22 protein-coding genes are annotated in these 25497 nt (G+C 67.3%); 9 read left to right on the top strand and 13 right to left on the bottom strand.

Annotated features, from left to right (window positions below; translation table 11 throughout):
* The first annotated feature begins 169 nt into the window (after positions 1-169).
* The 4 genes from selB to KY501_RS04725 all read left to right on the top strand — a co-directional run bounded on the left by selB (position 170) and on the right by KY501_RS04725 (position 7444).
* Positions 170-2086 carry a selenocysteine-specific translation elongation factor gene (gene selB, locus KY501_RS04740; RefSeq protein ID WP_224361312.1) on the top strand — a complete coding sequence of 639 codons (1917 nt, stop codon included), beginning with the start codon at positions 170-172 and terminating at the stop codon, positions 2084-2086.
* Entirely contained in the window at positions 2083-4593 is a 2511-nt protein-coding gene (locus KY501_RS04735; protein ID WP_224361311.1) for an ATP-binding protein, read from the top strand. The genes selB and KY501_RS04735 overlap by 4 nt, the downstream gene beginning before the upstream one ends.
* Positions 4594-4661: 68 nt before the next feature.
* Positions 4662-6050: a sigma-54-dependent transcriptional regulator gene (locus KY501_RS04730; RefSeq protein ID WP_224361708.1), complete on the top strand. Its 1389-nt coding sequence runs from the start codon at positions 4662-4664 to the stop codon at positions 6048-6050.
* 572 nt (positions 6051-6622) lie between these two features.
* Positions 6623-7444, top strand: coding sequence for a GNAT family N-acetyltransferase (locus tag KY501_RS04725; RefSeq protein WP_224361310.1), 822 nt, complete (start codon positions 6623-6625; stop codon positions 7442-7444).
* An 8-nt stretch (positions 7445-7452) separates the two neighbouring features.
* Here the strand turns inward: KY501_RS04725 and KY501_RS04720 are convergent, their stop codons facing one another.
* The 8 genes from KY501_RS04720 to KY501_RS04685 all read right to left on the bottom strand — a co-directional run bounded on the left by KY501_RS04720 (position 7453) and on the right by KY501_RS04685 (position 16560).
* Complete coding sequence (locus KY501_RS04720) at positions 7453-8193, bottom strand: hypothetical protein (protein WP_224361309.1); 741 nt, start codon at positions 8191-8193, stop codon at positions 7453-7455.
* Positions 8194-8363: 170 nt separating this feature from the next.
* The gene (locus KY501_RS04715) at positions 8364-9929 is read right to left on the bottom strand and encodes an NADH-quinone oxidoreductase subunit N (RefSeq protein ID WP_224361308.1); all 1566 of its coding nucleotides are present in this window, start codon (positions 9927-9929) and stop codon (positions 8364-8366) included.
* Positions 9930-9944: 15 nt separating this feature from the next.
* The gene (locus KY501_RS04710; protein ID WP_224361307.1) at positions 9945-11651 is read right to left on the bottom strand and encodes a complex I subunit 4 family protein; all 1707 of its coding nucleotides are present in this window, start codon (positions 11649-11651) and stop codon (positions 9945-9947) included.
* Positions 11651-13861 (bottom strand): NADH-quinone oxidoreductase subunit L, encoded by a 2211-nt coding sequence (gene nuoL, locus KY501_RS04705; RefSeq protein WP_224361306.1) that lies wholly within the window; start codon positions 13859-13861, stop codon positions 11651-11653. The genes KY501_RS04710 and nuoL overlap by 1 nt, the downstream gene beginning before the upstream one ends.
* 28 nt (positions 13862-13889) lie before the next feature.
* Positions 13890-14192, bottom strand: a complete 303-nt coding sequence (nuoK, locus tag KY501_RS04700; protein WP_224361305.1) for an NADH-quinone oxidoreductase subunit NuoK — start codon at positions 14190-14192, stop codon at positions 13890-13892.
* A gap of 3 nt (positions 14193-14195) precedes the next feature.
* Positions 14196-14702 carry an NADH-quinone oxidoreductase subunit J family protein gene (locus KY501_RS04695; protein WP_224361304.1) on the bottom strand — a complete coding sequence of 169 codons (507 nt, stop codon included), beginning with the start codon at positions 14700-14702 and terminating at the stop codon, positions 14196-14198.
* Positions 14699-16033, bottom strand: a complete 1335-nt coding sequence (nuoF, locus tag KY501_RS04690; protein WP_224361303.1) for an NADH-quinone oxidoreductase subunit NuoF — start codon at positions 16031-16033, stop codon at positions 14699-14701. Before nuoF ends, KY501_RS04695 begins: the two co-directional genes overlap by 4 nt.
* 38 nt (positions 16034-16071) lie before the next feature.
* The gene (locus tag KY501_RS04685) at positions 16072-16560 is read right to left on the bottom strand and encodes an NADH-quinone oxidoreductase subunit NuoE family protein (protein WP_224361302.1); all 489 of its coding nucleotides are present in this window, start codon (positions 16558-16560) and stop codon (positions 16072-16074) included.
* 326 nt (positions 16561-16886) lie between these two features.
* On the opposite strand from KY501_RS04685, the gene KY501_RS04680 reads away from it, so the two are divergent.
* Positions 16887-17348 (top strand): response regulator, encoded by a 462-nt coding sequence (locus KY501_RS04680; protein ID WP_373691555.1) that lies wholly within the window; start codon positions 16887-16889, stop codon positions 17346-17348.
* Between the two features lie 71 nt (positions 17349-17419).
* Entirely contained in the window at positions 17420-18943 is a 1524-nt protein-coding gene (locus KY501_RS04675; protein ID WP_224361300.1) for a serine/threonine-protein kinase, read from the top strand.
* A gap of 115 nt (positions 18944-19058) precedes the next feature.
* On the opposite strand, the gene KY501_RS04670 is transcribed toward KY501_RS04675, so the two are convergent.
* Positions 19059-19880, bottom strand: a complete 822-nt coding sequence (locus tag KY501_RS04670; protein ID WP_224361299.1) for a GspE/PulE/PilB domain-containing protein — start codon at positions 19878-19880, stop codon at positions 19059-19061.
* Positions 19881-19912: 32 nt separating this feature from the next.
* Here KY501_RS04670 and KY501_RS04665 point away from each other — a divergent pair, with 32 nt between their 5' ends.
* The 3 genes from KY501_RS04665 (at position 19913) to KY501_RS04655 (ending at position 21068) form a co-directional block, all read left to right on the top strand.
* Positions 19913-20263, top strand: a complete 351-nt coding sequence (locus KY501_RS04665) for a DUF309 domain-containing protein (protein ID WP_224361298.1) — start codon at positions 19913-19915, stop codon at positions 20261-20263.
* A 3-nt stretch (positions 20264-20266) separates the two neighbouring features.
* Entirely contained in the window at positions 20267-20461 is a 195-nt protein-coding gene (locus KY501_RS04660; RefSeq protein ID WP_224361297.1) for a CPXCG motif-containing cysteine-rich protein, read from the top strand.
* Between the two features lie 157 nt (positions 20462-20618).
* Positions 20619-21068 (top strand): Hsp20/alpha crystallin family protein, encoded by a 450-nt coding sequence (locus tag KY501_RS04655; protein ID WP_224361296.1) that lies wholly within the window; start codon positions 20619-20621, stop codon positions 21066-21068.
* 84 nt (positions 21069-21152) lie between these two features.
* On the opposite strand, the gene KY501_RS04650 is transcribed toward KY501_RS04655, so the two are convergent.
* The 4 genes from KY501_RS04650 to pyrG are packed head-to-tail and all read right to left on the bottom strand — an operon-like array spanning position 21153 to position 24893.
* Positions 21153-21782, bottom strand: coding sequence for a response regulator (locus KY501_RS04650; RefSeq protein WP_224361295.1), 630 nt, complete (start codon positions 21780-21782; stop codon positions 21153-21155).
* 60 nt (positions 21783-21842) lie between these two features.
* Positions 21843-22397, bottom strand: coding sequence for a KdsC family phosphatase (locus KY501_RS04645; RefSeq protein WP_224361294.1), 555 nt, complete (start codon positions 22395-22397; stop codon positions 21843-21845).
* A 28-nt stretch (positions 22398-22425) separates the two neighbouring features.
* Entirely contained in the window at positions 22426-23250 is an 825-nt protein-coding gene (kdsA, locus tag KY501_RS04640; protein ID WP_224361293.1) for a 3-deoxy-8-phosphooctulonate synthase, read from the bottom strand.
* Positions 23247-24893, bottom strand: coding sequence for a CTP synthase (pyrG, locus tag KY501_RS04635; RefSeq protein WP_224361292.1), 1647 nt, complete (start codon positions 24891-24893; stop codon positions 23247-23249). Before pyrG ends, kdsA begins: the two co-directional genes overlap by 4 nt.
* Positions 24894-25497 lie beyond the last annotated feature (604 nt).

Genomic DNA, 25497 nt, shown 5'->3' with positions numbered 1-25497 from the left:
TCCCTGCGCGGCCAGGCTTCTACGCGTTGCGTGGGCCCGACCTGTCCCGTAGTCTCGCCGGGATGTAGGACCCCCCGTCTTCTCACGACCTGGGGACGGGGACCCACGGGGGGAGGCGGCTCCATCCCGGAGCTGGCACAGGCGGGCATTTGAGGAGCAGGCCGGCGCGATGATCATCGGGACGGCGGGGCACATCGACCACGGCAAGACGTCCCTGGTGAAGGCCCTCACGGGTATCGACACGGACCGCCTGAAGGAGGAGAAGCGCCGGGGCATCACCCTGGAGCTGGGCTTCGCCCACCTCACGCTGGACGATGGGACCCAGGCGGGCGTGGTGGACGTGCCCGGCCACGAGCGTTTCGTGAAGGCCATGGCCGCGGGCGCCGGAGGCGTGGACCTGGCCGTGCTCGTGGTGGCCGCGGACGAGGGGGTCATGCCCCAGACGCGCGAGCACCTCGACATCTGCCGGCTGCTCGGCGTGAAGGCCGGTGTCATCGCCCTCACCAAGAGCGACCTGTTGGCGGAGCTGGGCGAGGAGTGGCTCGCGCTGGTGAAGGCGGATCTGGTGGCGCTGGCGGCGGGCACCTTCCTGGAGGGGGCTCCCGTGGTGCCCTGCTCGTCGAAGACGGGCGAGGGGCTGGAGCAGTTGAAGGTCGCGCTCTCCCGCGCCGCGCAGGGGCTGCCCCAGCGTCCGTCGGATGGCCCCGTGTTCCTCCCGGTGGATCGCGTGTTCACCATCAAAGGGTTCGGCACGGTGGTGACGGGCACGCTGCTGTCCGGCTCGCTGGCGGTGGAGGAGAGCGCTTCTCTGCTCCCTGGCCGGCCCGGTCCCTTCCGCGTGCGAGGCCTGCAGGTGCATGGCCAGGCCGCGGAGAAGGTCCAGGCGGGCCTGCGCACGGCGGTGAATCTCGCGGGCGTGGAGCCCGAGGAGATCGATCGGGGCATGGTGTTGGTCCGCGCCGGCGAGCTGCCCGAGACGCGGATGCTGGATGTGGAGCTGAGCCTGTTGCCCGCCGTGGAGGAGCCGCTGCCTCGGCGCCGCAAGCTGCTGCTGCACCTGGGCACCGCGCAGGTGGAGGCCACCGTGGCGCTCCTGGATCTGGAGAAGCTCGAGCCCGGGGAGCTCGGTCTGGCACAGCTGCGCCTCTCCGCGCCGCTGGCCGCGCTCGTGGGGCAGCGCTTCATCCTCCGAGGATCTCGCGCACTGCCGGGCCGCGGTGCCACCGTGGCGGGCGGCCGGGTGCTGGCCATCACTCCGCCACGCCGCCGCAAGGGAGCCTCCACCGTGGTGGCGCCGCTGCTGGAGGCGGACGCGGGCGGGCACGTGGCGTGGCTGCTGCGCCAGGCGGGCTACCGGGGCCTCACGCAGGCGGAGCTGTTCGGCCGCTCGGCGCTGACTCCCAAGGTGCTCTCCCGCGCGCTGGAGTTGCTGGGGGCGCGGGGTGGGGCGTTGCTGGTGGATCGCGACAAGCGCCTCTACCTCTCGGGCGAGGTGTTCGAGGGACTCCAGAAGCGAGCCCTCGCGCTGCTGGCCGCCTTCCACGAGCGCGAGCCGATGCGCGAGGGGCTCTCCCGCGAGGAGCTGCGGCAGCGCCTCTCCGCGGAGCTGGATCCGCGCATCTTCCAGCGGGTGGCCCAGGCGCTGGTGGACACGGGCAAGGCGGAGCTGGACAAGGAAGTGATGCGGCTCAAGGGCCGGGGCCGCACCCTCACTGTCAGCGAAGAGGGGGCCCGGGCCCGCGTGGCGGCGGAGCTGTCCGCTGCGAGCCTCGCGCCGCCTACCTTCAACGAGTTGGCGCAGAAGCTTCAGCTCCCAACGCCCCGGCTCCAGGAACTGCTCAAGGTGATGGTGGCCGATGGCGCCATCGTGCGGGTGAGCGAGGAGCTTCACTTCGACGCGGGCGCGCTGGGAGGCCTGCGAGAGCGGTTGGTGGCATGGCTGCGCGAGAAGAAGGAGATCTCCACCCAGGCCTTCAAGGAAATGGTGGGTCAGAGTCGGAAGTTCGTCATCCCCTTGTCGGAGTACTTCGATCGCGAGAAGGTGACGTTGCGAGTCGGGGAGAAGCGGGTGTTGCGTCGGGGATGAGCCAGATTCCTTACAGTCCAGGGGCTCTGCGCACCCTGATCGAGACGTTCCGCAACCCCATGGTGGTGGTGCGCGAGCGGGCGATGTGGCTGGTCAACGAGCCCTTCCTCCGCCTGGTGGGGCTCTCCCGGGAGCAGGTGGAGGGCCGCCCCGCCCTGGACTTCGTCAACCCGGACGAGCATGGCCGGCTGTCCGCCCGGTTCCAGCTGATGCTCGACGGAGAGATTCCCTTCCCGAACGACGTCGTCCGGCGACTCATCCCCTCCTCGGATGGGCGCATGCATGACATGGCGACCTACATCCAGCAGGTGGCCCTCGAGGGAGGCGAGCGGGGGTTTCTCGTCAACTACCTCGAGCTCGTCGAGCGGCCTCCCGCCGTCATCGTCGCCGAGCGTCTGGTGGAGACCTCCGCGCGGCTGGTGGGCGTGCACTCCGAGGAGGAAGTGGTCCTGGTGGCCACGGAGGGCCTCGCCTCAGCCGGCTTCCGTGCGCGCTTCCTGCGCTGGGATGGCAAGGAGCTGTTCGCCCAGGATGGGACTCTTCTGGCCGAGGAGATGAAGCTGGCGGCCGAGGCGCTCGGAGAGGGGCGTGCCATTTACGGAGGCGTGGAGACGTCCGAGGCGACCCACGTCTATCTGCCCCTGGGAGACGCTCGCAACGGCGTGCTGTGGGTGGAGGGGCAGGGGATCGACCCGACGAACGGCTCAACGCTGGCGCTCTTCGCCAAGGTCGTGGGGACCGCGTTCTCGGAGGCCCGCGTCGAGGCCGAGCGCATGCGTGGTCAGTGGGAGCTGCGAGTGCTCGCGGCCGTGGCCCGCTTCGTCGCCCAGCCCGTACCGCCCACTCCCGAGTCCTTCATCGAGAAGCTGGTGGGGCTGCTCTCCGCGGACGCCGCGCTGTTGATGCTCCGGGAGGAGCCGGAGGCACCCCTCGTGCTCTCCGCGCAGGTGGGGCTCGCCGAGCTGCGCAAGGTGGCCGATTCGCTGGGCGCCATCCTGGGAGATACGGCGGTGAAGGTGGAGCAGGGGCGGCTCTCGACCCAGGCGGAGGAGCAGGCGCTCCGTGAGGCCTCGGGCGGGCGGTTCGGCAGTGGCGCGGCCGTGCGCATCACCCGAGGCGGTCAGGTGCACGGCACCCTGCAGTTGTTCCGCGCGCCCGGCAGGCCCTTCCAGGAGGCGGACCTGCGGCTGTTGGGCACGGTGATCGAGCTGCTCACCACGCTGCTCGAGCAACACCGCCTGCGTGCCGAGGCCGCGCGGCAGCTCTCCGAGACGCGCCTCCTGCTGGAGCTGGCTCGTACCACCGCGGGCGTGCTGGACTCCGCGGGCATCCTGGATGTGGCGGCGGACTTCCTCGTGCGCCTGTTGGATGTGTCCAACTGTCACATCATGGTCTACGACGAGCAGGCCAAGGTGCTGCGAGGCGCCGCGGGCTCGGCCGCGCACCGAGAATTCCTCCGCGGCCTGGTTCTCCCGCTGGACAGCGACACTCTCTCGTCCCGCGTAGCCCGGGAGCGCCGGCCCCTCTTCATCGAGGACGTCGACAAGGTGCCGGGTGGCGGCTACAGCCCGGAGCTGGCCCGCCGCTTCAAGGCCAAGGCGATCCTTGGGTTGCCTCTGACTTCCCGTGACGAGCTCATCGGGGTGGTGACGGTGGACGATACGCGGGGGCCACGCGCCTTCGGGCCCGCGCTCATCGAGCTGGCCGAGGCCACCTGTGGCCAGATCGCCCTCTCGATTGCCAACGCGCGTCTGTACGAGTCCCTCTGGGGTTCATATGCGGAGCTGGCGGCGGCCCGTGCGGAGATGGTCAAGCGCGAGCGCCTGGCCGCCCTGGGCGAGCTGTCCGCCATCGTCGCCCACGAGGTCCGCAATCCCCTGGGCGTCATCTTCAACGCCGTCACCTCGCTGCGCCGCCTGCTCAAGGTGGAGGGCGATCCGGCCATGCTGCTGGACATCCTCTCCGAGGAGAGCGATCGCCTGAACCGCATCGTGGCGGACCTGCTCGACTTCACCCGCCCGAGAGATCCCATCCTCCAGCCGGAGGACATGGGCCGCGTGTTGCAGGATGCGATCGAGGCGGCGCGAGCCCAGGGCGGCTCGGACGCACAGACGGTCAACTTCGTGGCCGAGGTGGAGCCACATCTGCCACCTGCTCGCATGGATCGGCGGCTCATCCGACAGGCACTCATCAACGTGCTCGTCAATGCCCTGCAGTCCATGCCTCAGGGGGGTGTGGTGACCGTGCGTGCCCGTCGCGAGCTGCATGGCGGCCGGGACTGGCTGCGCAGCGACGTATCGGATCAGGGCATGGGCATCCCCTCGGAGTTGCTGCACCGCGTCTTCGAGCCCTTCTTCACCACCAAGGCCCAGGGTACGGGGCTTGGCCTCGCCGTGGTCCGGCGTATTCTCGATGAGCACGGCGGCGAAATCACCGTGGAGAGCACCCCTGGCCGTGGCACGACGTTTATCATCCGTCTTCCCCTCCTCCCCCCGACGCTCCCGTGACTGACGCCAGCACCTCCGCCAGCACCCCCGGCAGCACCGCCTCCGCTCACAGGGGACGCATCCTTGTCGTGGATGATCAGCGCAACATGCGCACCATCACGGCCCTGGTCCTGCGCACCGAGGGCTATACCGTCTCCGAGGCGGCCACCGGCCAGGAGGCGTTGGACCTTCTCACCGGCAACAGCGTGGACGTGCTGCTGACGGACCTGAAGATGGAGCCCATGGACGGGCTCACGTTGCTGCGCCGGGCGCTGGAGGTTCAGCCGCGGCTTCAGGTCATCGTCATGACGGCGTTCGGCTCCATCGACAGCGCGGTGGAGGCCATGCGGCTGGGGGCCTACGACTACATCACCAAGCCCTTCAAGGACGGAGTGCTGCGCCACCGCGTGGAGCTGGCGCTGGAGCGCTCCCGGATGAAGTCCGAGTTGGACTTGTTCGCGGACGAGTTCCACCAGCGCCACAACATGTCCGCGCTGGTGGGCAGCAGCCCGGCCATGCGCGAGCTGAAGAACCGCCTGTTGCGCGTGGCGCAGAGTGACGCCACCGTCCTCATCCAGGGCGAGAGCGGCACCGGCAAGGAGCTGGTGGCCCGCTCGCTTCACACCCACAGCCGTCGCACCTCCAAGCCCTTCGTGCCCGTCAACTGCGCCGCCATCTCCGAGAGTCTGCTGGAGAGCGAGCTGTTCGGCCACGCCAAGGGGGCTTTCACGGGCGCGGTGAAGGCCCGGCGCGGTCTCTTCGAGGAGGCGGACGGGGGCACCCTGTTCATCGACGAGGTGACGGAGACCAGCCCTGCCTTCCAGTCCAAGCTGCTGCGTGCGCTCCAGGATGGCGAGGTGCGCCGTGTGGGCGAGTCCACCTCGGTCCGGGTGGACGTGCGCATCGTGGCGGCCACCAACCGCGAAATCGAGCTCGAGGTGCGCGAGAAGCGCTTCCGGCAGGACCTGTACTACCGCCTCAACGTGGTGACGCTGCGGGTGCCGCCGCTGCGCGAGCGCCTGGAGGACGTGCATGACCTGGCCCGGCACTTCCTGGAGCGGGCCAATGCGCGCAACTCGCGGCCCAAGCGGCTGTCGGGCTCGGCCGTGGCGCACCTGATGGACTACAGCTTCCCGGGCAACGTGCGCGAGCTGGAGAACCTGGTCGAGCAGGCCGCCGCGCTGGCCGAGGGCGACGAGCTGATGCCCGAGGACTTCCCGCTCCGGCCGCAGGCGCAGGTGTCGCAGGGAGTGGGTGACCTGGGCACTCCGAGGGCTCCGGGCGGGCCCGTGCAGACCCTGGCCGAGGTGGTGGATGAGGCGGAGAAGCGAGCCATCCTCCAGTCCCTGGAGCGCAACCAGAAGGACCTGGCCCGCGTGGCGGATGAGTTGGGTGTCTCCTCCACGACACTCTGGCGGAAGATGAAGCGCATCAAGCTGCTGGAGACGGGCCCTACGGGTGATCCCCAGGGTAAGTAGGCAGCCAGGCCTCATCCCTGGGTGTTTCACGTGAGCTGTATCTCTACTGGCCCAGAAGAATGCTGTTGACATCCAGTGGATGAAACAAGCACGGGGAATGTCAGTGGATTTTCAGTCTCGAAACCTCGGGACTGAGAGCCGCCCGGGGCCGATGTCGGATGAGCACCCAAGCCCCTGAAGTTCCAGGGCTTTTGGCGCTTCCAGGGGGAGGTTCTCCGACAGCCCGGCGATTTCAATCTTGAAATCATGGCAGCGATTTCAGATCTGAAACCTCGATTTCAGGCCTGCAATGACGAACTTGAAATCGGCAAGACCCGTTACTGTTGGGTCTTTCTTCAAGTGCCTGAGAAAACTGGAGATCTCCTTGGCACGAGGGCTGGCACGCAGACTGCTATATCCCTCGTCGGGACGCATCGAAGCGAGGCTGAAGGTGGTTCCCCCCCACCCCTTCAGCACTTCCGGTGAGTCACCTTTAGAAGACCCGCGGCCCGATACCCTTCTGGGGTGTCGGGCCGCCTTCTTTTATACGCACTCCTCTACCGCGTGGTTTCATCCGCGGGGAGGTCTTCCACATGGCTGAGCGTGCTCCCGGTGAGTGGGCCCTGAGGCCGGCCCGAGGCGAGGACTACAGCGCCTTCGCGCGTCTATTCCTGGAACTGGGGGTGCCTGAGTCTCCCCCTCCCGAGGCGGGGTGGGCTGCGGAGCTGATGCCCCTGACCCTCGTCCTGGAGGGGCCTGGAGGGTTGTTGGCGTACGTGGCGGCGGATGCGCTGGGGGAGCTGGGCTACGTGGTCCAGCTGGTGGTGGCTCCAGAGGCCCGGAGGCAGGGGCTGGGGAGGCGGTTGCTGGCGGTGGTGGCGGACCGCTTCCGAGAGCAGGGCTGCCGGAGCTGGGCGCTGAATGTGAAGAAGGACAACACGGCGGCGATCGAGCTCTACACGGCCCTGGGGATGAGGCCGGTGCGAGAATCCGTCACGCTGGCGGTCTCCCGGGCTCAGGCGGAGGTGCTACCGGCGGCGCCCGAGGGCCTCGAGGTGGTGCCCGTGGTGGCTTCGGAGTGGGAGCCACTGACGGCGGCCTTCCAGCTGCTGCCAGGCAAGCTCGAGCGCTTCGCGAAGCGGGGTTCCCACCAACTGTTGAGGCTCGCGCGGGCCGGTGCGCCCGAGCGGATGGATCTGGGGATGATGGATCTGCGGCCGGGGAACGTGCTGTTCCCCTTCTTCGCGGCCAGTTCCGGGCACGCGCATGCGCTGCTTCTGGAGGCCTTCCAGCGGACGGGAGCCGAGGCCTTCCACGTCTCGGTGACGGATGACGCGCCGCTGGTAGGGCTGCTGAGGGGGGCGGGCGCCATCGTGAAGATGGAGATCCAGCAGATGCAGGGGCCGCTTCGGTAGACCTCTGCTTAGTGGGGAGTGCGTCCTTCCTGGCTCTGCCGATAGGTGGGGATGCGCAGGGAGTGGACGAAGCCCGTGGGGCTGATGCCTCGCCCGGTGCGATAGGGCCAGAAGCGCAGCGTGGCGGGATCCAGGGTCACCTGCTCCACCAGGCGCAGTTCCGCGAGTGGGTGCCAGCGTCCGGCTCCTTCGCCGCGTCGGGGCAATACCTCGAGGGTGAAGCGGGCCTGGCCGCTCTGGAGCGCGGCTTCGAGTCGCTCCAGCCGTGTATGGCCCGGAGCATCCGCGTGACTGGAGACGACGCGCAGCTTCGCCCGGCCGAGCCCGCTCACCTGGAAGGGGGACACGGCGTAGTAGTCATTCTCTAGCCAGTCGTGCACGTCCGTGGAGAGCGGCGCCAGCCCCAACGTCAGCGGCGAGCGCACGGTGGCGAAGAGGAGATCCTGATCCCCCTTCGAGGGTTCCTCAGTCACGGTCTCGTCCGAGCGCAGGCGTACGGCGAGGCCGAGGATGTCCGGCCACTCGCGCTGGTGTCTCCAGAGCGCGCTGGACAGGCGCACCAGAGCGGGCCCGGCCAGGCGAGAGGCCACGGGCAGCAGGCTGTCACGCGTCGTCACTTCCTTCACTTCGGCGCGGTAGGTGATGCCGTCGGGGTGGAAGAAGCGCGCATGCCGGAGCGTCGCCCCCATGCGGATGACAGGTGCCCATAGCGCGCCCATGGCGCGGCCCAACTCCTCCGGAAACGACATGCGGAAGCCTCCTCCCGGGGCAAAGGTGTGGCAGGAACCTGGCAGCGGAAAGAGGCTGAGGGAACGAGGCTGCCTGCCTGCTCGCAGAGTGCAGGGGAGGCGCTGAAAACACGACGCCCGCCCGAGCGAGACGCTGGGGCGGGCGGAGGGTACCGCGGGAGGCGCGAGGGCTACTTGCCGCCGAAGAGGCTCCCGGCCTGGGTGAGCCACTCGGTGAGGGATCCGGGGAGGATGCCCAGCACCACCACGGCGACGGTGGAGATCACCAGGGTCAGCTCGGTGGCCCAGTTGCGCTCCAGCACGTGGGCGCCCTCGGGCACCGGGCGCATGAACATGTAAACGACGACGCGCAGATAGTAGTAGACGCCGGCGGCGCTGGAGAGCACGCCGACGATGGCCAGGCCGATGAGGCCGGTGTCCACGGCGCTGCGGAAGATGAGCAGCTTGCCCATGAAGCCGATGGTGGGAGGGATGCCACCGAGCGACAGCATGAAGGCGGCCATCGCGAAGGCCCAACCCGGCCGGCGCTGCGCCAGACCGCTGAAGCGATCCAGATCCCACGCGGTGCCCTTGTCCTCGTCCTCGCGGCGCTCCAGCGCGGAGATGAGCGCGAAGGCGCCCACCGCCGTCACGGTGTAGGCCAGCAGGTAGAAGAGGATGCCGCGCAGCGAGTCCGCGCGAGCCACATCCAGCGGCGAGCCCTCGCCCATGGCCGTGGCGCCCAGCAGCCGGAACTTCTCGCCGGGCCGGGTGACGAAGAGCGCGGCCACGCCCACCAGCAGGTAGCCGGCATGGGCGATGGAGGAGTAGGCCAGCATGCGCTTCACGTTGCGCTGCGGGATGGCCAGCAGGTTGCCGACGATCATCGTCAGGAACGCGAGCGTGGAGAAGATGGCCAGCGGTATCTGGGGATCGCCCATGCCCTTGGCCACCGAGAGGAACACGCGCACCAGGGACGCGAAAGCCGCGGCCTTCACTCCGGCGCTCATGAGCGCGGTGACGGGGGTGGGCGCGCCCTCGTACACATCCGGCGTCCACATGTGGAAGGGCACGGCGGCGACCTTGAAGGCGAAGCCGGCGGCCACCAGGATGATGCCGCAGTAGACGAGCCCCTTGTGGGTGGCCAGGCCCTGGGCCAGCAAGCCGCTCATCTCGGACAGCTGCGTGGTGCCGGTGGCGCCATAGAGCAGGGCGGCGCCGTACAGCAGCACCGCCGAGGAGAAGGCGCCGAGGATGAAGTACTTGAAGCCGGCCTCGCTCGGCCGGGTGCCGCGCCGCAGGTACGAGGTGAGCGCGTAGGTGCCGATGGAGAGCACCTCGATGTTGACGAAGACGGTGATGAGCTCGTTGGAGATGGCCAGCAGGCTCATGCCGGCGGTGGCGAACAGCATGAGCGCGTAGAACTCACCGCGCTCGGCGCCGCGCTTGTGCAGGAAGGCGGCGGCGCTCAGGGCGGCCAGTCCCAGACCCACGCACAGGATGAGCGAGAGGAAGCTGGAGAATGGATCCAGCACCGCGTAGCCGAGGAACACCAGCTGCGCGGGCTTGAACATCAGCCACACGGAGACGACGGCACCCACCACCGCGGTGCCGGCGGTCAGCACCGCCTGATAGGCACGCGACGAGGTGGCCGAGAGGAAGACTTCCGAGAGCAGCAGCACGCACGCTCCCAGCACCATGATGATGGCGGGCAGCAGCGGGAGGAAGTCTGCCGAGGTGATGTTGGGCAGGTTCATGGCGGGAGGGGCCTCTTACTGCCGGGCGGAGGGGAGGGCAGCCGCCGGGACGACGGCGAGCGGGCTGGAGGGAGCGGAGGGCGCCGCGGCCGTCTTCTCGGGCAGCGGCATGACCTCCACGTTGAGCTGGGACGCGTCCGGGGTGGCGCCCGGAGTGCCCACGCTGGCGCGGGCGATGAAGCGGTTGGTGGAGGGCGCGATCCGATCCAGGAACGGCTGCGGCTTCAGGCCCATGATCAGCACCAGCGCCAGGAAGGGCGCCGCGGTGATGAACTCGCGCAGGTTCAGGTCCGGCAGGAACTGATTCTCGCGGTGGGTGAGGCTGCCGAAGAACACCTTCTGCACCATCCACAGCATGTACGCCGCGCCGAGGATGACGCCCAGGGCGGCCAGCACGCCGAAGCCGATGCCCAGGTTGCTCTTGAAGGTACCCAGAAGCACGAGGAACTCACCGATGAAGCCGTTGGTGCCCGGCACCGCCACCGAGGAGAAGGTGATGATGATGAACGAGGCCGTGTACACCGGCATCACCTTGGCGATGCCGCCGAAGTCCGCCATGAGGCGGGTGTGGCGGCGCTCGTAGAGGAAGCCGAACAGGAGGAACAGCGCGCCCGTGGACACGCCGTGGTTGAGCATCTGGTACGCGCTGCCCGTGGCGCCCTCGGCGGTGAGCGCCAGCATGCCCAGCATGCAGTAGCCCAGGTGGCTCACGGACGAGTAGGCGATGAGCTTCTTGATGTCCCGCTGCGCCAGGCACATCAGCGCGCCGTAGACGATGCCAATCACCGACAGCGTGGCGAGGATGGGCCGCGCCTGCTGGGTGGCCACCGGGAAGAACGGGATGGCGAAGCGCCAGAAGCCGAAGGTGCCCATCTTCAGCATCACGCCGGCCAGAATCATGGAGCCGGCCACGGGTGCCTGCACGTGAGCGTCCGGCAGCCACGTGTGCACCGGCCACATCGGGACCTTGATGGCGAAGGCCAGAGCGAAGGCCGCGAACATGATCGGGCCCCAGGTGTGCAGCGTCCTGGCAAGTCCCGTGATGGAGTCACACGAGCCCGCGGCGGTGCACCGGGAGAGCTCCTGATTGGCGCTCAGCAGCGTGTTGTAGATGGTGGCGTAGTCGAACGAGCGCGCGCCGTTGGGGCCACTGAGGAAGTACAGGGCGACGATGGCCACCAGCATCAGCAGCGAGCCGAAGAGGGTGTAGAGGAAGAACTTCACCGCCGCCATCTGGCGATCCTCGGCGCCCCACACGCCGACCATCAGGTACATGGGGATGAGCATCGCCTCGAAGAAGACGTAGAACAGCAGCACGTCCAGCGACACCAGCGCGCCCAGCATCGTCGTCTGGAGGACGAGCAGCGCCAGGTGGAACTCCTTGATGCGGTGGCTGATGTACGTGGTGGAGGCCAGCACCACCAGGGGGCCGAGGAAGACGGTGAGCAGCAGCAGGCTGGCCGCGATGCCGTCCATGCCGATGTGGTAGCTCAGCCCGAACTCGGTGAACCAGGGCACGCGGTACTCGAGCTGGAACTCGGAGCCGCCCGGCACGTACTTCGCGTACGCCCAGGCCCCGAACACCAGGTCCACGAGCATGCCCACCAGGGTGGCGGCGCGGATCTGCCCGTGCTCGCCCGAGGGCAGCATCAGCACCAGCACCGCGAACACGAGCGGCAGGAAGATGACGATGTTCAGCAGGTGCGTATCGAAGAAGCCCATTAGAACACCTTGAGGATTGCGTAGATCACGCCGCCCAGCAGCGCCAGTGCCATGACCGCGGCGTAGGCCTGCGCATCGCCCGTCTGCACGTAGCGCAGCGCGCTGCCCACGCGAGCCGTGACCCACGCGGTGCCGCGCACCACCACCGTGTCGATGAGGAGCGCGTCCACCACGCGGTAGAACACGAAGCTGATGAACTTCACCGGGCGGATGATGAGGAACTCGTACAGCTCATCCACGTAGAACTTGTTGAGGGCCACCTGGCGCACCCAGCGAGCCAGGGCCGGAGCCGGCTGGCCCTTCCGCGCCGGGAAGAAGCTCAGGTACAGGAAGGCCGCCGCCGCGCCACCCATCACCACGATGATCCACGCCACGCCGTAGTCCCCGAGCGTCGGGCGGCTGGTGTCCAGCTCCACCGTGTTCGCGCCCTTCTCGCCCGCGATGATGCGGGCCGCGTTGAACACCGGGCTGAGGAAGTTCTCCATCAGCGTCTGAGGCGAGTTCTTCAGCAGCGGGAACGCGTAGATGGAGGAGACGACGGCGAGCACCGCGAGGATGACCAGCGGCAGCGTCATGTGCCAGGCGCTCTCGTGAGCATGCTCCACGCGCGCCTCGGGCGAGCGCTTGCCCTCGAACGTCAGCAGGTACAGGCGCGTCATGTAGAAGGCCGTGCACACGGCGATGAGCAGGCCCACCGGGTAGAGGAAGTGACCCACCCAGTGGTACCCCTCCAGCACGTTGTGGTGCACGCCGTGGTAGATGGCGTCCTTCGAGAAGAAGCCCGACAGCGGGAAGATGCCGGTGATGGCCAGGGTCGAGATGAAGAAGGTGACCCACGTCCAAGGCATCTCCTTGCGCAGGCCGCCCAGCTTCTTGATGTCCGTCTCGTCCCCGTTGCCGTGCATCACGCTGCCGGCGCCGAGGAACAGACAGGCCTTGAAGAAGGCGTGGGTGACCAGGTGGAACACGGCCGCCCAGAAGATGCCCATGCCCACGCCCATGAACATGATGCCCAGCTGGGACACCGTGGAGTAGGCCAGCACCTTCTTGATGTCGTCCTGCGCGAAGGCGATGAGCGCGGCCAGCAGCGAGGTGGCCGCTCCGACGATGGCCACCGTGGCCATGGCCGCCGGGCTCAGCACCAGCAGGAAGCTCATGCGGCTGAACAGGTAGACGCCCGCGGTGACCATCGTCGCCGCGTGGATGAGGGCCGAAACAGGCGTCGGGCCGGCCATGGCGTCCGGCAGCCACACGTACAGGGGCAGCTGCGCGCTCTTGCCCGCCGCGCCCAGCAGGAACAGCAGCATCGCCACCGTCAGCACGCCGCCGTAGGTGTGGCCCTCCAGCGGGCCGGAGCTGATGGGCACATCCAGCTTCACGGTGCCGTTGGCATCGGGAAGCGCCCGCGCGAACGTCTCCAGGCCGTGGAAGGTCAGCGGACCCCGCTGCTCCAGGGCGGAACTGTACCGGGCCACGTTGCTGCCCACCGGCTGCAGGTCCGCGTCATTGGACTGCTTCACGTAGGCGCCGACCAGCAGCACGATGAGGAACGAGGCGATGAGGAAGGCGAAGTCGCCGATGCGGTTGGTGATGAACGCCTTGCGGCCCGCCCACGCCTTGGCCGCGTCCGTGTACCAGAAGCCGATGAGCAGGTAGCTGGCCATGCCCACGCCCTCCCAGCCCACGAAGAGCAGGACGAGGTTGTCGGCCATCACCAGCGTCAGCATCATCGCGACGAACAGGTTCAGGTACGCGAAGTACCGCCAGTACCCGTCGTCGTGCTCCATGTAGCTGGTGGAGTACAGGTGGATGAGGAAGCCGACGCCGGTGATGACCAGCAGCAGCGTGCCGGACAGGTGGTCCACCGCCAGGCCAAAGTTCACGCGGAAGTCGCCCGCGCTGAACCACGTCCCCAGGTCATTCCACAGGACGTAGCGAATCTGCGCGCCACCGAAGCTGTTCGAGATGACGGCGAGCGGAGCGTTGTTGGGGTCCGTGGCGCTGCTGGCCCAGAAGGCCAGCACCGCCAACACGAAGGAGCCCGCCACGGCGGAGCAGGCCACCAGGTGCACGTTGGCGCGGCCCAGCATCTTCCCGAACACGCCGCAGACGAACGCGCCCAGCAATGGCAGCGCGATGATCATCCACAGCGACTGGGAGAGGATCTCGGGGGCGATGAGCCCGGTCTTGAGGAGACTGTTGAAGTCCATTCGGAAGCTCGTGAAGGCGCGGACCGCGTCAGTGCTTCATCGTCTTGATGTCTTCGATGTTGACGCTGCCTCGGCTGCGGAACACGGCGATGACGATCGCCAGGCCGATGGAGGCTTCGGCAGCGGCCACGGCGATGACGAAGAAGGCCGACACCTGGCCGATGCTGTCACCGCGCATGCGCGAGAAGGCGAGGAACGTCAGGTTGGCCGCGTTGAGCATCAGCTCCACGCACATGAACACCACCAGGGCGTTGCGGCGCACCAGCACGCCGAACATGCCCAGGCAGAAGAGCGCGGCGGCCAGGAACAGGTAGTAGTTGATGGGAACCATGGCTCAGATCCTCGACTTGGCGACGACCACGGCGCCCACCATCGCCACCAGGAGCAGCAAGCTCACCGCCTCGAAGGGCAGCAGCCACGTCGTGAAGATGGACGCGCCCACCGCTCGCAGCGTGCCGAACGTCGCCTGCTGGCTGGCGTCCAGCACCGCCATCTGGTTGGGCACCCGGGCGATGGCCAGCGCCAGCGCCACGAAGAGCCCGATGGCCGCCCCGCCCCCAAGGATGCGCGAGAGCGTCAGCCGTGGCCCCGAGGTGTCCTCCCCCAGGTTGAGCAGCATGATGACGAAGAGGAAGAGCACCATGATGGCGCCCGCGTACACGAGCACCTGCAGCGCGGCCACCGTGTGCGCCCACAGCAGCACGTAGATGCCGGCCAGGAAGAAGAAGGTGGACACCAGCGCCATGGCCGAGCTGATGGGGCTCTTGGCGAAGATGACCAGTGCCGCCGACAACAGCGTCAGCGCAGCAAAGGCTCCGAAGAGGACCTGTTCGATGTTCAAGACCAATCTCCGAACGCACCCCAGGGCTTGTCGCCGAACGGGCAGCGCTTCTCGTGGATGTGCGCCTCGAACTCGGCGCGGTACCGCATCAGGAAGGAGTGCGTGGGGAGCGCCGCCGCATCACCCAGGGCGCAAATGGTGTTGCCCAGGCCGATCGGCGGGTACGGCGCGATGGACGAGGCCACGTTGCTGAGCAGCTCCAAGTCGCTCGGCTCGGCGCGGCCCTCTTCGATCTTGCGCAGCAGCCGCGTCTGCCACGGCGTGCCCTCGCGGCACGGGGTGCACTGGCCGCAGGACTCTTCCGCGTAGAAGCGCGCCACGCGCCACAGGCAGCGCACCATGCAGGAGCTGTCGTCCATGACGATGACGCCGCCGGAGCCGGCCATCGTCTGCTTCACCTTGAGGGCCTCGAACTCGAGCGCCACGTCCAGCTCATCCGCGCCCAGCACCGGCGCCGACGAGCCACCAGGGATGACGGCCTTCACCTTGCGGCCAGCCGGCATGCCCCGCCCGTACTTGTCGTTGTGGATGAGGTCCAGGATGGTGCAGTCCAGGGGCACCTCGTAGACGCCCGGGCGGTTCACCGTGCCGGACAAGCACACGAGGCGCGTGCCACCGGACTTGTCCGTGCCCAGCTTGGCGTACCAGTCCGAGCCTCGGCTGAACACGTGGGGCACGCTGGCCAGCGTCTCCACGTTGTTCACCACCGTGGGAGCGCCGAACAGGCCCACCACCGCGGGGAAGGGCGGCTTGAGGCGGGGCCAGCCCTTCTTGCCCTCGAGGCTCTCCAGCAGCGCCGTCTCCTCGCCGCAGATGTATGCGCCCGCGCCGCGCACCACGTAGCAGTCGAGGTGGAAGTCCTTGCCCATCAGCGTCTTGCCGAAGATGCCGGCCTTGTACGCCTCGTCGATGGCCGCCTGCGTGCGCTCGGTGGGGAACTTGAACTCGCCGCGGATGTAGATGTAGCAGGTGTGCACCCCCAGCGCGTAGGCCGCGATGGCGATGCCCTCCAGCATCATGTGCGGATCCAGCTCGAGGATGTAGCGGTCCTTGAAGGTGCCCGGCTCGGACTCGTCCGCGTTGACGGCCAGGTACTTGGGCTTCGGGTTGTCCTTGGGGACGAAGCTCCACTTCAGGCCGGTGGGGAAGCCCGCGCCGCCGCGACCGCGGAGGTTGGACTTCTTCACCTCGTCGATGATGGCGGCGGGCTGCATCTCCAGCGCCTTCTTCAGCGCCTCGTAGCCGCCCCGCTTCCGGTAGTGGTCCAGCGTCCAGGACTTCGGCTGCCCCCAGGCGCCGGAGATGATCGGTTCAAAGGCCGTTGTCGCCATGTGCGGTCAGGTTCCCAGGTTCCTTGGAGGAATGCCGATCAGGTGAGCTTCGCCAGCAGCTCATCCAGCTTCGCCTTCGTCAGGCTCTCGTGGTGCTCTTCATTGACCTGCAGGCAGGGCGCGGTGCCGCACGAGGCCAGGCACTCGGTCTCCCGCAGGGTGAACTTCTCGTTGGCCTCGCCCGCCTTCAGCCCGAGCTTGTCTTCCAGGTAGGCGAGCATCTTCTCCGCACCCCACAGGGCACAGGAGAGGTTGGTGCACACGTCCACCACGTACTTGCCCGGCTTCTTCAGGTGGTACATCACGTAGAAGCTGGCGACCTCGTAGGCGCGCTCGGGCGTCACTTCCAGGTGCTTGGCGACCAACCTCATGCCATCGGGGGGACACCAACCCTTGATGTCCTGCAGGAGGCGCAGCGCGGGCAGCATCCCGGCGCTCTTCCGATCAGCAGGGTAGTGGGAGAGGATTTCCGCGATCCCCGCGTCGAACTTCTTCTGCTCTTCAGGGGTGAACAGGGGCTCCGCCATGGCGGGCGCTTCGTATTGCTCAGATGGCTTCCTTGTCAACATAAACCCTCGAAGTTCCTTGGGCGGGCCATGAGCCAATTGCTGAGCGATTTCAACCCTTTGTTATAGGGCCGCACGGACGGTCGGTCCGGGTGCCGCGATCAGGCGGGCGCCACCGCACGCGCGCCGGGCGAGCGTCCACCGTCTGGAGGAAGGCGCTGGCACTTTCTTTTCGGAGGCGTCCGGATCCGGTACAAGTCGGAGAGATCAGAGTCCGGCTGAGGCCGGCGGGCTGGAGACTCGGGGGGAAGTGCCCGCGCGACAGGCCCGAGCAGGACCGGCGATAGGTGGATTCATTGAGTGCGGCAGGACCTCACAGCGACGGGCAGCTCCCGGCGGGCGTCAATCCCGAGGGTTACCGTGTGCTCATCGTCGAGGACAACCCGCACATCATCGAGATGTACGCCTACGTCCTGAAGAAGCTGGCGAGCGGGGAGCTGGCGGGCAAGGTGCCGTTGGAAGTGCACTTTGCTCCGGACGGGCACCACGCGCTGGCCCTGCTGCACGAGCAGCGCTTCAGCCTGGTGATGACGGACCTGTACATGCCGGTGATGGACGGCTTTGCCCTGGTGGAGCGCATCCGCGAGGAGGAGAAGCTGAAGACCATCCCCATCATCGCCATCTCCGCGGGCGGCAAGGAGGCGCAGGACCGGGCCATGCAGCTGGGGGTGGACATCTTCCTGCGCAAGCCGGTGCGCTTCGTGGAAGTGCTGGAGACGGTGAAGCAGCTGCTGCGCATCGGGAAGTAGGGCGAGGGCCCATTTCATTCAGCGCGAAATTTGACGCCAGGGCGCGGAGCCGACGTAAAGTCGCGCCACCCATGCTCAAGCCCGCCGTCAACCGCGAGACCGTGAGTGGCGAGGCGCTGTTCATCCTTCGGAACCTGAGGGAGAACGGGCGCCTGGGACGCTCGAACAAGCTGGCCGATGTGAAGGCCGCGCTCGAGCCGTCCGTTTCACTCGAGTTCGACAGCTACTTCTTCTTCCTGCGCAAGTTTCACTACATCGCGATGGATCGCGAGGCGCAGCTCAAGCTCACCGATCAGGGTGAGCGCGTGGTGGACGGGGACTACCTGGACAAGTTCACCCTGGAGGTGGGCGAGTTCTTCGCGGATCAGATCCTGGGCGAGGACGAGGCCACGCAGGCCGGGAGCCTGGAGGACCTGGGGATGGTGCCGCCGCCTCCGCCGGAGCTGACGTTGGAGGAGTCGGACGTGGCGCGCATCGTGGCGCCTCCGCCCATTCCGCTGCCGCCGGCCCGGGCCTCGCGCACGGCACTGCCGACGGTGGATCCGGTCATTCCGCCGATGCCGGCGGTGGCTCCCATGAGCGCGCCTCCGGTGGCCGCGCCTCCCCCAGTGGCAGCGCCTCCGGTGGCCGCGCCCGCGCCCGCGTCCGCTTCGTTTCCTTCCATCACCTCTCCGCTGACGACTCCCTCTTCCATGCCTCCTCCTGCCGCTTCGTCCGCCGCGACCGCTGCCGCCCCGAAGGGAACCGAGCTGGACCTGCGCTACCAGAAGTTTGATCCCATCGGCAGCGGGCCGTTGGGCACGGTGTTCAAGGGCCGGTTCAACGCGCTGGGGTTGGACATCTCCATCAAGGAGCTGAAGGACATCTTCGGGTACTTCTCGTTCCTGCAGCGGGGCGAGGTGCTCAAGCGGCTGAAGAAGGAGCTGTGCGCGCAGGCCCAGGTGCGCCACCCGGCGATCGCGCAGATCGTCGATCAGAACGTGGACTCGCCGCGGCCGTACTTCGTGGTGGAGCTGCTGCGCGGCAGCCTGAAGGAGAAGCTGGAGGCGGGTGGTGGCAAGGGCGTGCCGGTGCCGCTGGCGCTGCGGTGCTTCCTGCAACTGGCGTACGGTCTGCGTGCGGCGCACGCGGCGGGGCTGACGCACCACAACCTGAAGCCGGAGAACATCCTGTTCGACAGCTACGGGAACGCGAAGCTGGCGGACTTCGGGTTGGGGCGCGTGGTCGAGGTGGATGCGACCAAGGGGATGCCGCAGGTGTTCATGGGCACGGGAGGCATGGCGTACATGGCTCCGGAGCTCATCCACCGGGCGAAGGATGCGGGCCCGGCGGCGGATGTGTATGGGCTGGGCATCCTGCTCTACGAGATGCTCACGGGGCAGATCCCGGGTCGTCGCTCGCCGCTGCCGTCCGAGGTGAACACGGACGCGCCGGGTGGGCTGGACGCCATCTTCGACAAGATGACGCAGGACAAGAAGGAGCACCGCTACCCGGACATCGACGCGATGCTCGAGGATGTCTACAAGGCCTTCCCCGAGAAGGAGTACATGGAGAAGGGTGATCTCGTGCTCTCGTCGGAGCCGAGTCAGGGCTGAGCGGTGGAAGGCACGCCCATCCAGCGTCGCGAGGGTCCCGGTGAGCCGGGTCGCGATGCTGGGGGCCGGTGATTCCTCCCCGGTGTCAGACAGGCCCGCGCGCAGTCGGTGCGAATCAGGACCGCATCCGGGACGCCAGCTCCTTCTGGGTCAGGGCGTTCTTCTCCAGCAGCAGCTCCAGCAGGGCCCGGAGGATCTTCGAGCTCTTCTCCTGGTTCACCCGCACCGTCTCCAGCCGCTGCATCTCCTCTGGAGAGAGGCCCGGAGGCGCCGAGCCACCCGAGAGGATCTCATCGAGCAGGTCAGCGGCGCTCGAGCCCCCACCCGATGGAGGTGCGGCCGCTGCCTGCGAGGGCGCCACATCGGCCATACGCTTCACCACCGTGTTGCCGCTCATGTCGACGACCTTGAACTCGTCCTCTTCTCCGCCGCCGGAGGTGGGGGCATCCTGCCGCTGGGACTCGCCGGTGTAGCGCGAGCTCATGGCCGGCTCCTGGCCCCGGTAGTGGCGCAGGATGGCCGTCTCGATCTCGCGATCACTCGCCACCACCACCACCACCCGCGCGCGGCTCCGGGCCGCCACCTGATCCACCGTGTTCAGATCGGTGGGGTCCGACATGGCGAGCACCAGCGTCTTCCCGTTGTCTTTGAGAGCGACCGGGAACACGCCCTTCTGCTCGGCCAGACTGACGTCCACCTTGGCCAGTGCGCCTGGATCCCGGGTGACGTTCCCCAGGTGGAGGCGCTGAGTGCCCGTGCCCTGGGCAATGGCGCTGATGACGGTCTCTTCCTTGGCGATGCCCATGTCCGTGATGACGCGGGACAGGCGGCCTCCCCATTGATCGTGACGGGCGAGCGCGCTGCGAAGCTGCAGCTCGTCGATGACTTTCGCCTTGACGAGGAGTTCCCCAATACGGTTGCGCGGTGGTGCGGCCATGGGCCCAGTGTAACGTCAGGAACGGGCGAACGATGAATTCCCGCTTCAACGAATGCCTGGCCGAGGGGGTGGCCCTCTTCAACGCCGGCCAATGGTTCGAGGCCCACGAGGCCTGGGAATCCGCTTGGCTCCACGAATCCGGGGACCGCCGGAGCCTCCTCCAGGGCCTCATCCTCGTCGCCGCGGGCTGGCTCAAGCGCGAGGCGGGCCGGGCCGAGGGTGCTCGGACGCTCTTCAGCCGGGCGCTCGAACGCCTGGAGCCCCTGCCCGCCATCTGTGAGGGAGTCGACGTGGGAGTGCTGGTTCCCCAGGTACGCCACTGGCGCGAAGGCGGCGCCAGCGCGCCGCCACAAGTGTCCCTACGCCCCACAGAGGAGGCCTGAGCCATGCAGCCCTTTGCCGACGGAGCCCTCCAGAGCTGTCCCTACTGCGGTGAGGAGGTGGAGGTCGAGGTGGATGCCCTCGGGCCCTCCTCGGAGACGTACGTGGAAGACTGCCCGGTGTGCTGCCGGCCGTGGACGGTCTCCATCACCCGAGAGGAGCAGGACGTCTTCATCCAACTGGGCCGGGATGACGACTGAGGCCCGCAGAAGTCTCGCCTTGACACTCCCCGAACCATGGTTCTCTTGAGTCTAGCGAGGCGCTGACCCCCGATGGGACGGGGGCCGGACTCGAGAACACAAACGACCAGGTTGATGAGCCGTCCGCTGCTCTCAGCGGAACGGAGAGGAGAAGACCATGCTGAACCGTTGGAACACGTTCCCCTTTGGCAATGGCGCGGTGGTTGCGGGTCCTCTGATGAAGGACTTCGAGCAGCTCTTCCAGGAGCTGTCCCACCAGACGGTGCGCCAGGGCCGCGAGTTCGCTCCGGCCACGGACATCTACGAGACCGAGAGCGGCGTCACCCTGCAGGTGGACCTGCCGGGGCATGATGCGAAGTCCATCGAGGTGAAGGTGGAGAAGGGCGTGCTGACCCTGCGCTCGGAGCGCAAGGTGGACGAGAAGGCCAAGGAGGGTGCACGGAGACTGGAGCGCAACTTCGGTGTCTACACCCGCTCCTTCAAGCTGCCGGAGACGGTGGACGCCACCAACGTGGACGCGCGCTTCGAGAACGGCGTGCTCACGTTGACGCTGCCCCGCAAGGAAGAGGCCAAGCCCCGCGTCATTGAAGTGAAGGTGCAGGGCTGAGCGGGGACACGCGCCCCAGTCCCCTCCATTCGGAGGGGGTAGGACGTCACGGAGAAGGGCTTCGCCCAAGGGCGAAGCCCTTTTCTACTTCTTGGTGCCGAGCGCCAGCGGGATGCGGAACAGCTCCAGCACCTGCTGCACGTCCAGCGGCTTGGCCAGGCACGCGATGGCGCCGGCCTGTTTGGATTGCTCGACCACCTCAGGCGAGTGGTTCGACGTCATGGTGATGAGCCGCACGCTCTCCATCTGCTTGCGAGCGCGGATGCGGCGGCACACCTCGAGACCGTCGATGTCCGGCATGTTCAAGTCGATGAGCATGCCGTGCGGCTTCTGCTCGGAGACGAGCAAGAGCGCCTCCACGCCGCTGCTGGTGGTCTGCAGCTCCACCTGCGCCGCGTAGGGCTTGAACGCGCGCTTGATGGCGTCGAGCACGGGGCGCTCGTCATCCACCACCAGGAGCTTCACCGTCCCGCTGCCCAGCTCATCCGGCACCGGCATCTGGTGGGTGATGAGGAATGCCCGCAGATCGGCCGAGCGGACACGCCGGTGCCCGCCGGGCGTGCGGAACGCCATCAGGATGCCCCGGTCGATCCACTTGCTCACCGTCGATGGATCCACCTGCAGCAGTCGACTGATGTCGTGGGTGGTGTACAGCTGGTCCGTCGTGCCCGACGGCAACAATTCTTCCTTTGGCTGACCCGAACCGGTGCTCATGGAATTAAACACCTACCTTGAAACCGAGGTGACTTCAACCTACCCGACTGCCTTTTTGTATCAGGACCTTTTCATCAAACCTACTACGTCTTCCCACCGACCACTCGCCTTCAGACACAGTTCGACCAGTTCCCTCGCGGCGCCGTGGCCTCCGCGGCTCTGGGCCACGAAGTGCACTTCCTGCCGAACCTCCGGCACGGCGTCGGCCGGACAGGCCGACAATCCTACCCGCGACATAGGACCCAGATCGTTCAGGTCATCCCCCATATAAGCACAGGACTCACCGGGTATGGAGAACTGGGTGAGCAGTTCGTCCAAGGCGGGGCCTTTTTCCTTCTTTCCCTGGAGAATAGCGGCAAGTCCCAGCTCGCGCCCACGTACATCGACAATGGTGGATGTGCGGGCGGTGAGAATGGCCGCCGGCAGGCCCGCAAGGCGAGCGAGGACCAGGGCGTGCCCATCCTTCACGTCGAAGCGCTTCATGGCCTCGCCGGTACCGTCGTAATAGAGGCCGCCATCGGTGAGGACGCCGTCCACGTCGAACACGAGCAGGCGCACCCGGGCAGCTCGGGCGACCAGTTCCTGCTTGCTCGGCTTGGGAAGCGAGTCCGTCATGGCCGCTCCACGCCCCCTCCCTCGACTCTCAGACCGCCGGCTCGTGTCCCAGTGCCCGGCGGATGGACAGCACACTTCGTACCACGTCTTCGAACATTTGGGGGTTCAACGAGCAGGGACCATCGCACAAGGCGCGGTCCGGGTCCTCGTGAACCTCGGTAAAGAGTGCGTCAATACCCGCCGCGGCGGCGGCGCGGGCCAGGAGCGACACGAACTTGCGCTCGCCGGCCGTCTCACCGTTGCCGGCCGAGGGCAACTGGACCGAGTGGGTCGCGTCGAAGCAGACGGCGAGGCCAGCCTCGCGCATCTGGAGGAAGCCGCGCATGTCCACCACGAGGTTGTTGTAGCCGAACGAGGCGCCGCGCTCGGTGACGAGCACGTTGGGGTTGCCCACCTCCATGGCCTTGCGCGCCGAGTGGACGATGTCCTTGGGCGCCACGAACTGGCCCTTCTTGAGGTTGACGCCCCGGCCGCTCTGGGCCACGGCCTCCACCAGGTCCGTCTGCCGGCAGAGGAAGGCGGGAATCTGGATGATGTCCACCACCTCGGCGGCGGGGCCCACGTGGCTCGTCTCGTGGACGTCCGTGAGGATGGGCACGCCGACTTCCTCACGGATGCGCCGCAGCACTCGCAGGCCTTCCTTGAGGCCGGGACCGCGGAAGGACTTGCCGCTGGTGCGGTTGGCCTTGTCGTACGAGCACTTGAAGGCGTAGGGCACGCCCAGTTTCTGGGTGATGCCCTTGAGCAGGTGCGCGTGGCGCAGCGCCAGCTCCTCGGACTCGATGACGTCCGGCCCGGCGATGACGAACAGCTTCTGGCCTGGACCGACCTGATGGCCCGCGAGGGTGATCATGATGCCGCCTGTACCTGCGAGGCTCCGCGGAGGGCGTCACGCTGCGTGAGCGCCGCCTTGATGAAGCCGGAGAAGAGAGGGTGGGGAGCGAACGGCTTGCTCTTGAACTCGGGGTGGAACTGGCAGCCGACGAAGTAGGGATGATCCTTGAGCTCGATCATCTCCACCAGGTTGAGGTCCGGGTTGTGGCCGGAGATGACGAGCCCCGCCTCCTGGAGCCGCGCGCGGTAGGTGTTGTTCACCTCGTAGCGGTGGCGGTGGCGCTCCTGGATGATGTCCTGGGCATAGAGCTTGTGGGCGAGCGTGCCGGGTTGGAGCACGCAGGCGTAGCTGCCCAGGCGCATGGTGCCGCCCTTGTCCTGCACCTTCACCTGGCTCTCCATGAGCGTCACCACCGGATGCGGGGTGTGCTCATCGAACTCGAGCGAGTTGGCATCCTTGAGCCCCAGCACGTCGCGGCTGAACTCCACCACCGCCATCTGCAGACCCAGGCAGATGCCGAAGAAGGGGATCTTCTTCTCGCGGGCGTAGCGCACCGCCGCGATCTTCCCCTCCGTGCCGCGCACGCCGAAGCCGCCCGGGACAAGGACGGCATCCACTCCAGCCAGCAGCTTCTCGGCGCCATGCTCCTCCACCTCCTGGGAGTCCACGAAGAGCAGGTTCACCCGGACGTCGTTGGCGATGCCGCCGTGGAGCAGCGCCTCGTTGAGGCTCTTGTAGCTCTCCTTGAGGTCCACGTACTTGCCGACGATGCCGACCTTCACCTCGCCGCGCGCGGGCTGGTAGATGCGGCGGGTGATGTTCTCCCAGCGCTCCAGGTGGGGCGCGCGACTCCAGATGTTGAGGACTTCGGCCAGCCGCTCGTCCAGGCCCTGGCGGTGCAGCTCCAGCGGCAGCTCGTACACGCTCTTCACGTCCGGCGAGGTGAACACGTTGCCCGTGTCCACGTTGCAGAACATGGCGATCTTGTCCTTGAGCTCGCGCGAGATTTCACGGTCCGTGCGGCACAACAGGAAGTCCGGCTGGATGCCGATCTCCCGCAGCTTCATCACCGAGTGCTGGGTGGGCTTGGTCTTCACCTCGCCGGCCGCGCCGATGTACGGCAGCAGCGTCAGGTGCACATAGACGGCGTTCTGGCTGCCCACGTCGTAGCGCATCTGCCGGATGGCCTCGAGGAAGGGCAGCGACTCGATGTCACCCACCGTGCCGCCGACCTCGACGATGACGACGTCCACGTCCTGGGCGGCCTGGCGGATGTTGGCCTTGATCTCGTCGGTGACGTGGGGAATCACCTGGACCGTCTTGCCCAGATACTCACCGCGCCGCTCCTTCATGATGACGGAGTGGTAGATGCGGCCGGAGGTGAAGTTGTTCATCCGGCTCATCCGAGCGTTCGTGAATCGCTCGTAGTGGCCCAGATCCATGTCCGTCTCGCCACCGTCCTCGGTGACGTAGACTTCGCCATGTTGGAAGGGGCTCATCGTGCCGGGATCCACGTTGATGTACGGATCCAGCTTGATGAGGGTGATGTTGAGACCTCGGTTTTCCAGCAGGGCGCCGATGGACGCGGAGGCGAGCCCCTTGCCCAGGGAGCTGACCACTCCGCCGGTCACGAAGATGTACTTGGTCTTCTTCGAACGCATGACCCTTCCTGCCAAGGAGGTTGGGATGCGTCAACGATTCTCTGGGGGCAGGCTGCCTGGTTGGGGCTCCAGCGGTTCAAATTCCGTCTGGACCGCGCGGCCGGGCATGCGCGTAGTCCCGGGCTTCCGGTTCTCCGACGCGTAGGTCGCGCAGCGGACAGTGGCGGCAGCTCCAGCCGTCCCAGGCGCGCTTCACGGCGAGGTGCAGGCAGCGGTCATAGTGGCCGCAGAAGAGGTTTCGCTGAGCCTCCACCGCCTCCTCTTCGCGGAGGGCTGAGGGCAGGGGCGTGGGGCAAGGTGTAATGGACACGTCGGGGCTTCTCCAGAGATGACGGAAAGGCTTTCCCCCCTCCGCGCGCCAACAGGCTGGAGGCGAGGGCATTCCCGACGAAGGAGCCGTAACGCGGGCATAAAAAACCTGCTCTCCCCGTGCGCCCCTTTCGGGTACTGCGCGCTCGGGAGGAGCAGGTCCTCACTGCTTGGCTCCACATCCGCTGGGTAGCGTTAGCGCGCCATGCCAGCGGAGGTGGATGCCTGACTGTTCTGGGTCAAGGCATCACCTCCTTTCGTCTGCGGCACCAGTGTTAATCGAGAAGGAGGTACG

It is taken from the genome of Hyalangium versicolor (assembly GCF_020103695.1).
GTDB lineage: Bacteria > Myxococcota > Myxococcia > Myxococcales > Myxococcaceae > Hyalangium > Hyalangium versicolor.
The sequence above is the reverse complement of the archived record's forward strand: the minus strand, read 5'-3'. Positions and strand labels throughout refer to the sequence as shown.

Coding starts and splice junctions, on each gene's coding strand:
- KY501_RS04660 (WP_224361297.1), top strand. CDS start 20,267: ATGCAGCCCTTTGCCGACGGAGCCCTCCAGAGCTGTCCCTACTGCGGT.
- selB (WP_224361312.1), top strand. CDS start 170: ATGATCATCGGGACGGCGGGGCACATCGACCACGGCAAGACGTCCCTG.
- KY501_RS04720 (WP_224361309.1), bottom strand. CDS start 8,193: ATGTCGTTTCCGGAGGAGTTGGGCCGCGCCATGGGCGCGCTATGGGCA.
- KY501_RS04655 (WP_224361296.1), top strand. CDS start 20,619: ATGCTGAACCGTTGGAACACGTTCCCCTTTGGCAATGGCGCGGTGGTT.
- pyrG (WP_224361292.1), bottom strand. CDS start 24,893: ATGCGTTCGAAGAAGACCAAGTACATCTTCGTGACCGGCGGAGTGGTC.
- KY501_RS04645 (WP_224361294.1), bottom strand. CDS start 22,397: ATGACGGACTCGCTTCCCAAGCCGAGCAAGCAGGAACTGGTCGCCCGA.
- nuoK (WP_224361305.1), bottom strand. CDS start 14,192: ATGGTTCCCATCAACTACTACCTGTTCCTGGCCGCCGCGCTCTTCTGC.
- KY501_RS04670 (WP_224361299.1), bottom strand. CDS start 19,880: ATGGCCGCACCACCGCGCAACCGTATTGGGGAACTCCTCGTCAAGGCG.
- KY501_RS04650 (WP_224361295.1), bottom strand. CDS start 21,782: ATGAGCACCGGTTCGGGTCAGCCAAAGGAAGAATTGTTGCCGTCGGGC.
- KY501_RS04665 (WP_224361298.1), top strand. CDS start 19,913: ATGAATTCCCGCTTCAACGAATGCCTGGCCGAGGGGGTGGCCCTCTTC.
- kdsA (WP_224361293.1), bottom strand. CDS start 23,250: ATGATCACCCTCGCGGGCCATCAGGTCGGTCCAGGCCAGAAGCTGTTC.
- KY501_RS04685 (WP_224361302.1), bottom strand. CDS start 16,560: ATGGCGGAGCCCCTGTTCACCCCTGAAGAGCAGAAGAAGTTCGACGCG.
- KY501_RS04715 (WP_224361308.1), bottom strand. CDS start 9,929: ATGAACCTGCCCAACATCACCTCGGCAGACTTCCTCCCGCTGCTGCCC.
- KY501_RS04735 (WP_224361311.1), top strand. CDS start 2,083: ATGAGCCAGATTCCTTACAGTCCAGGGGCTCTGCGCACCCTGATCGAG.
- KY501_RS04675 (WP_224361300.1), top strand. CDS start 17,420: ATGCTCAAGCCCGCCGTCAACCGCGAGACCGTGAGTGGCGAGGCGCTG.
- KY501_RS04725 (WP_224361310.1), top strand. CDS start 6,623: ATGGCTGAGCGTGCTCCCGGTGAGTGGGCCCTGAGGCCGGCCCGAGGC.
- nuoL (WP_224361306.1), bottom strand. CDS start 13,861: ATGGACTTCAACAGTCTCCTCAAGACCGGGCTCATCGCCCCCGAGATC.
- KY501_RS04710 (WP_224361307.1), bottom strand. CDS start 11,651: ATGGGCTTCTTCGATACGCACCTGCTGAACATCGTCATCTTCCTGCCG.
- nuoF (WP_224361303.1), bottom strand. CDS start 16,033: ATGGCGACAACGGCCTTTGAACCGATCATCTCCGGCGCCTGGGGGCAG.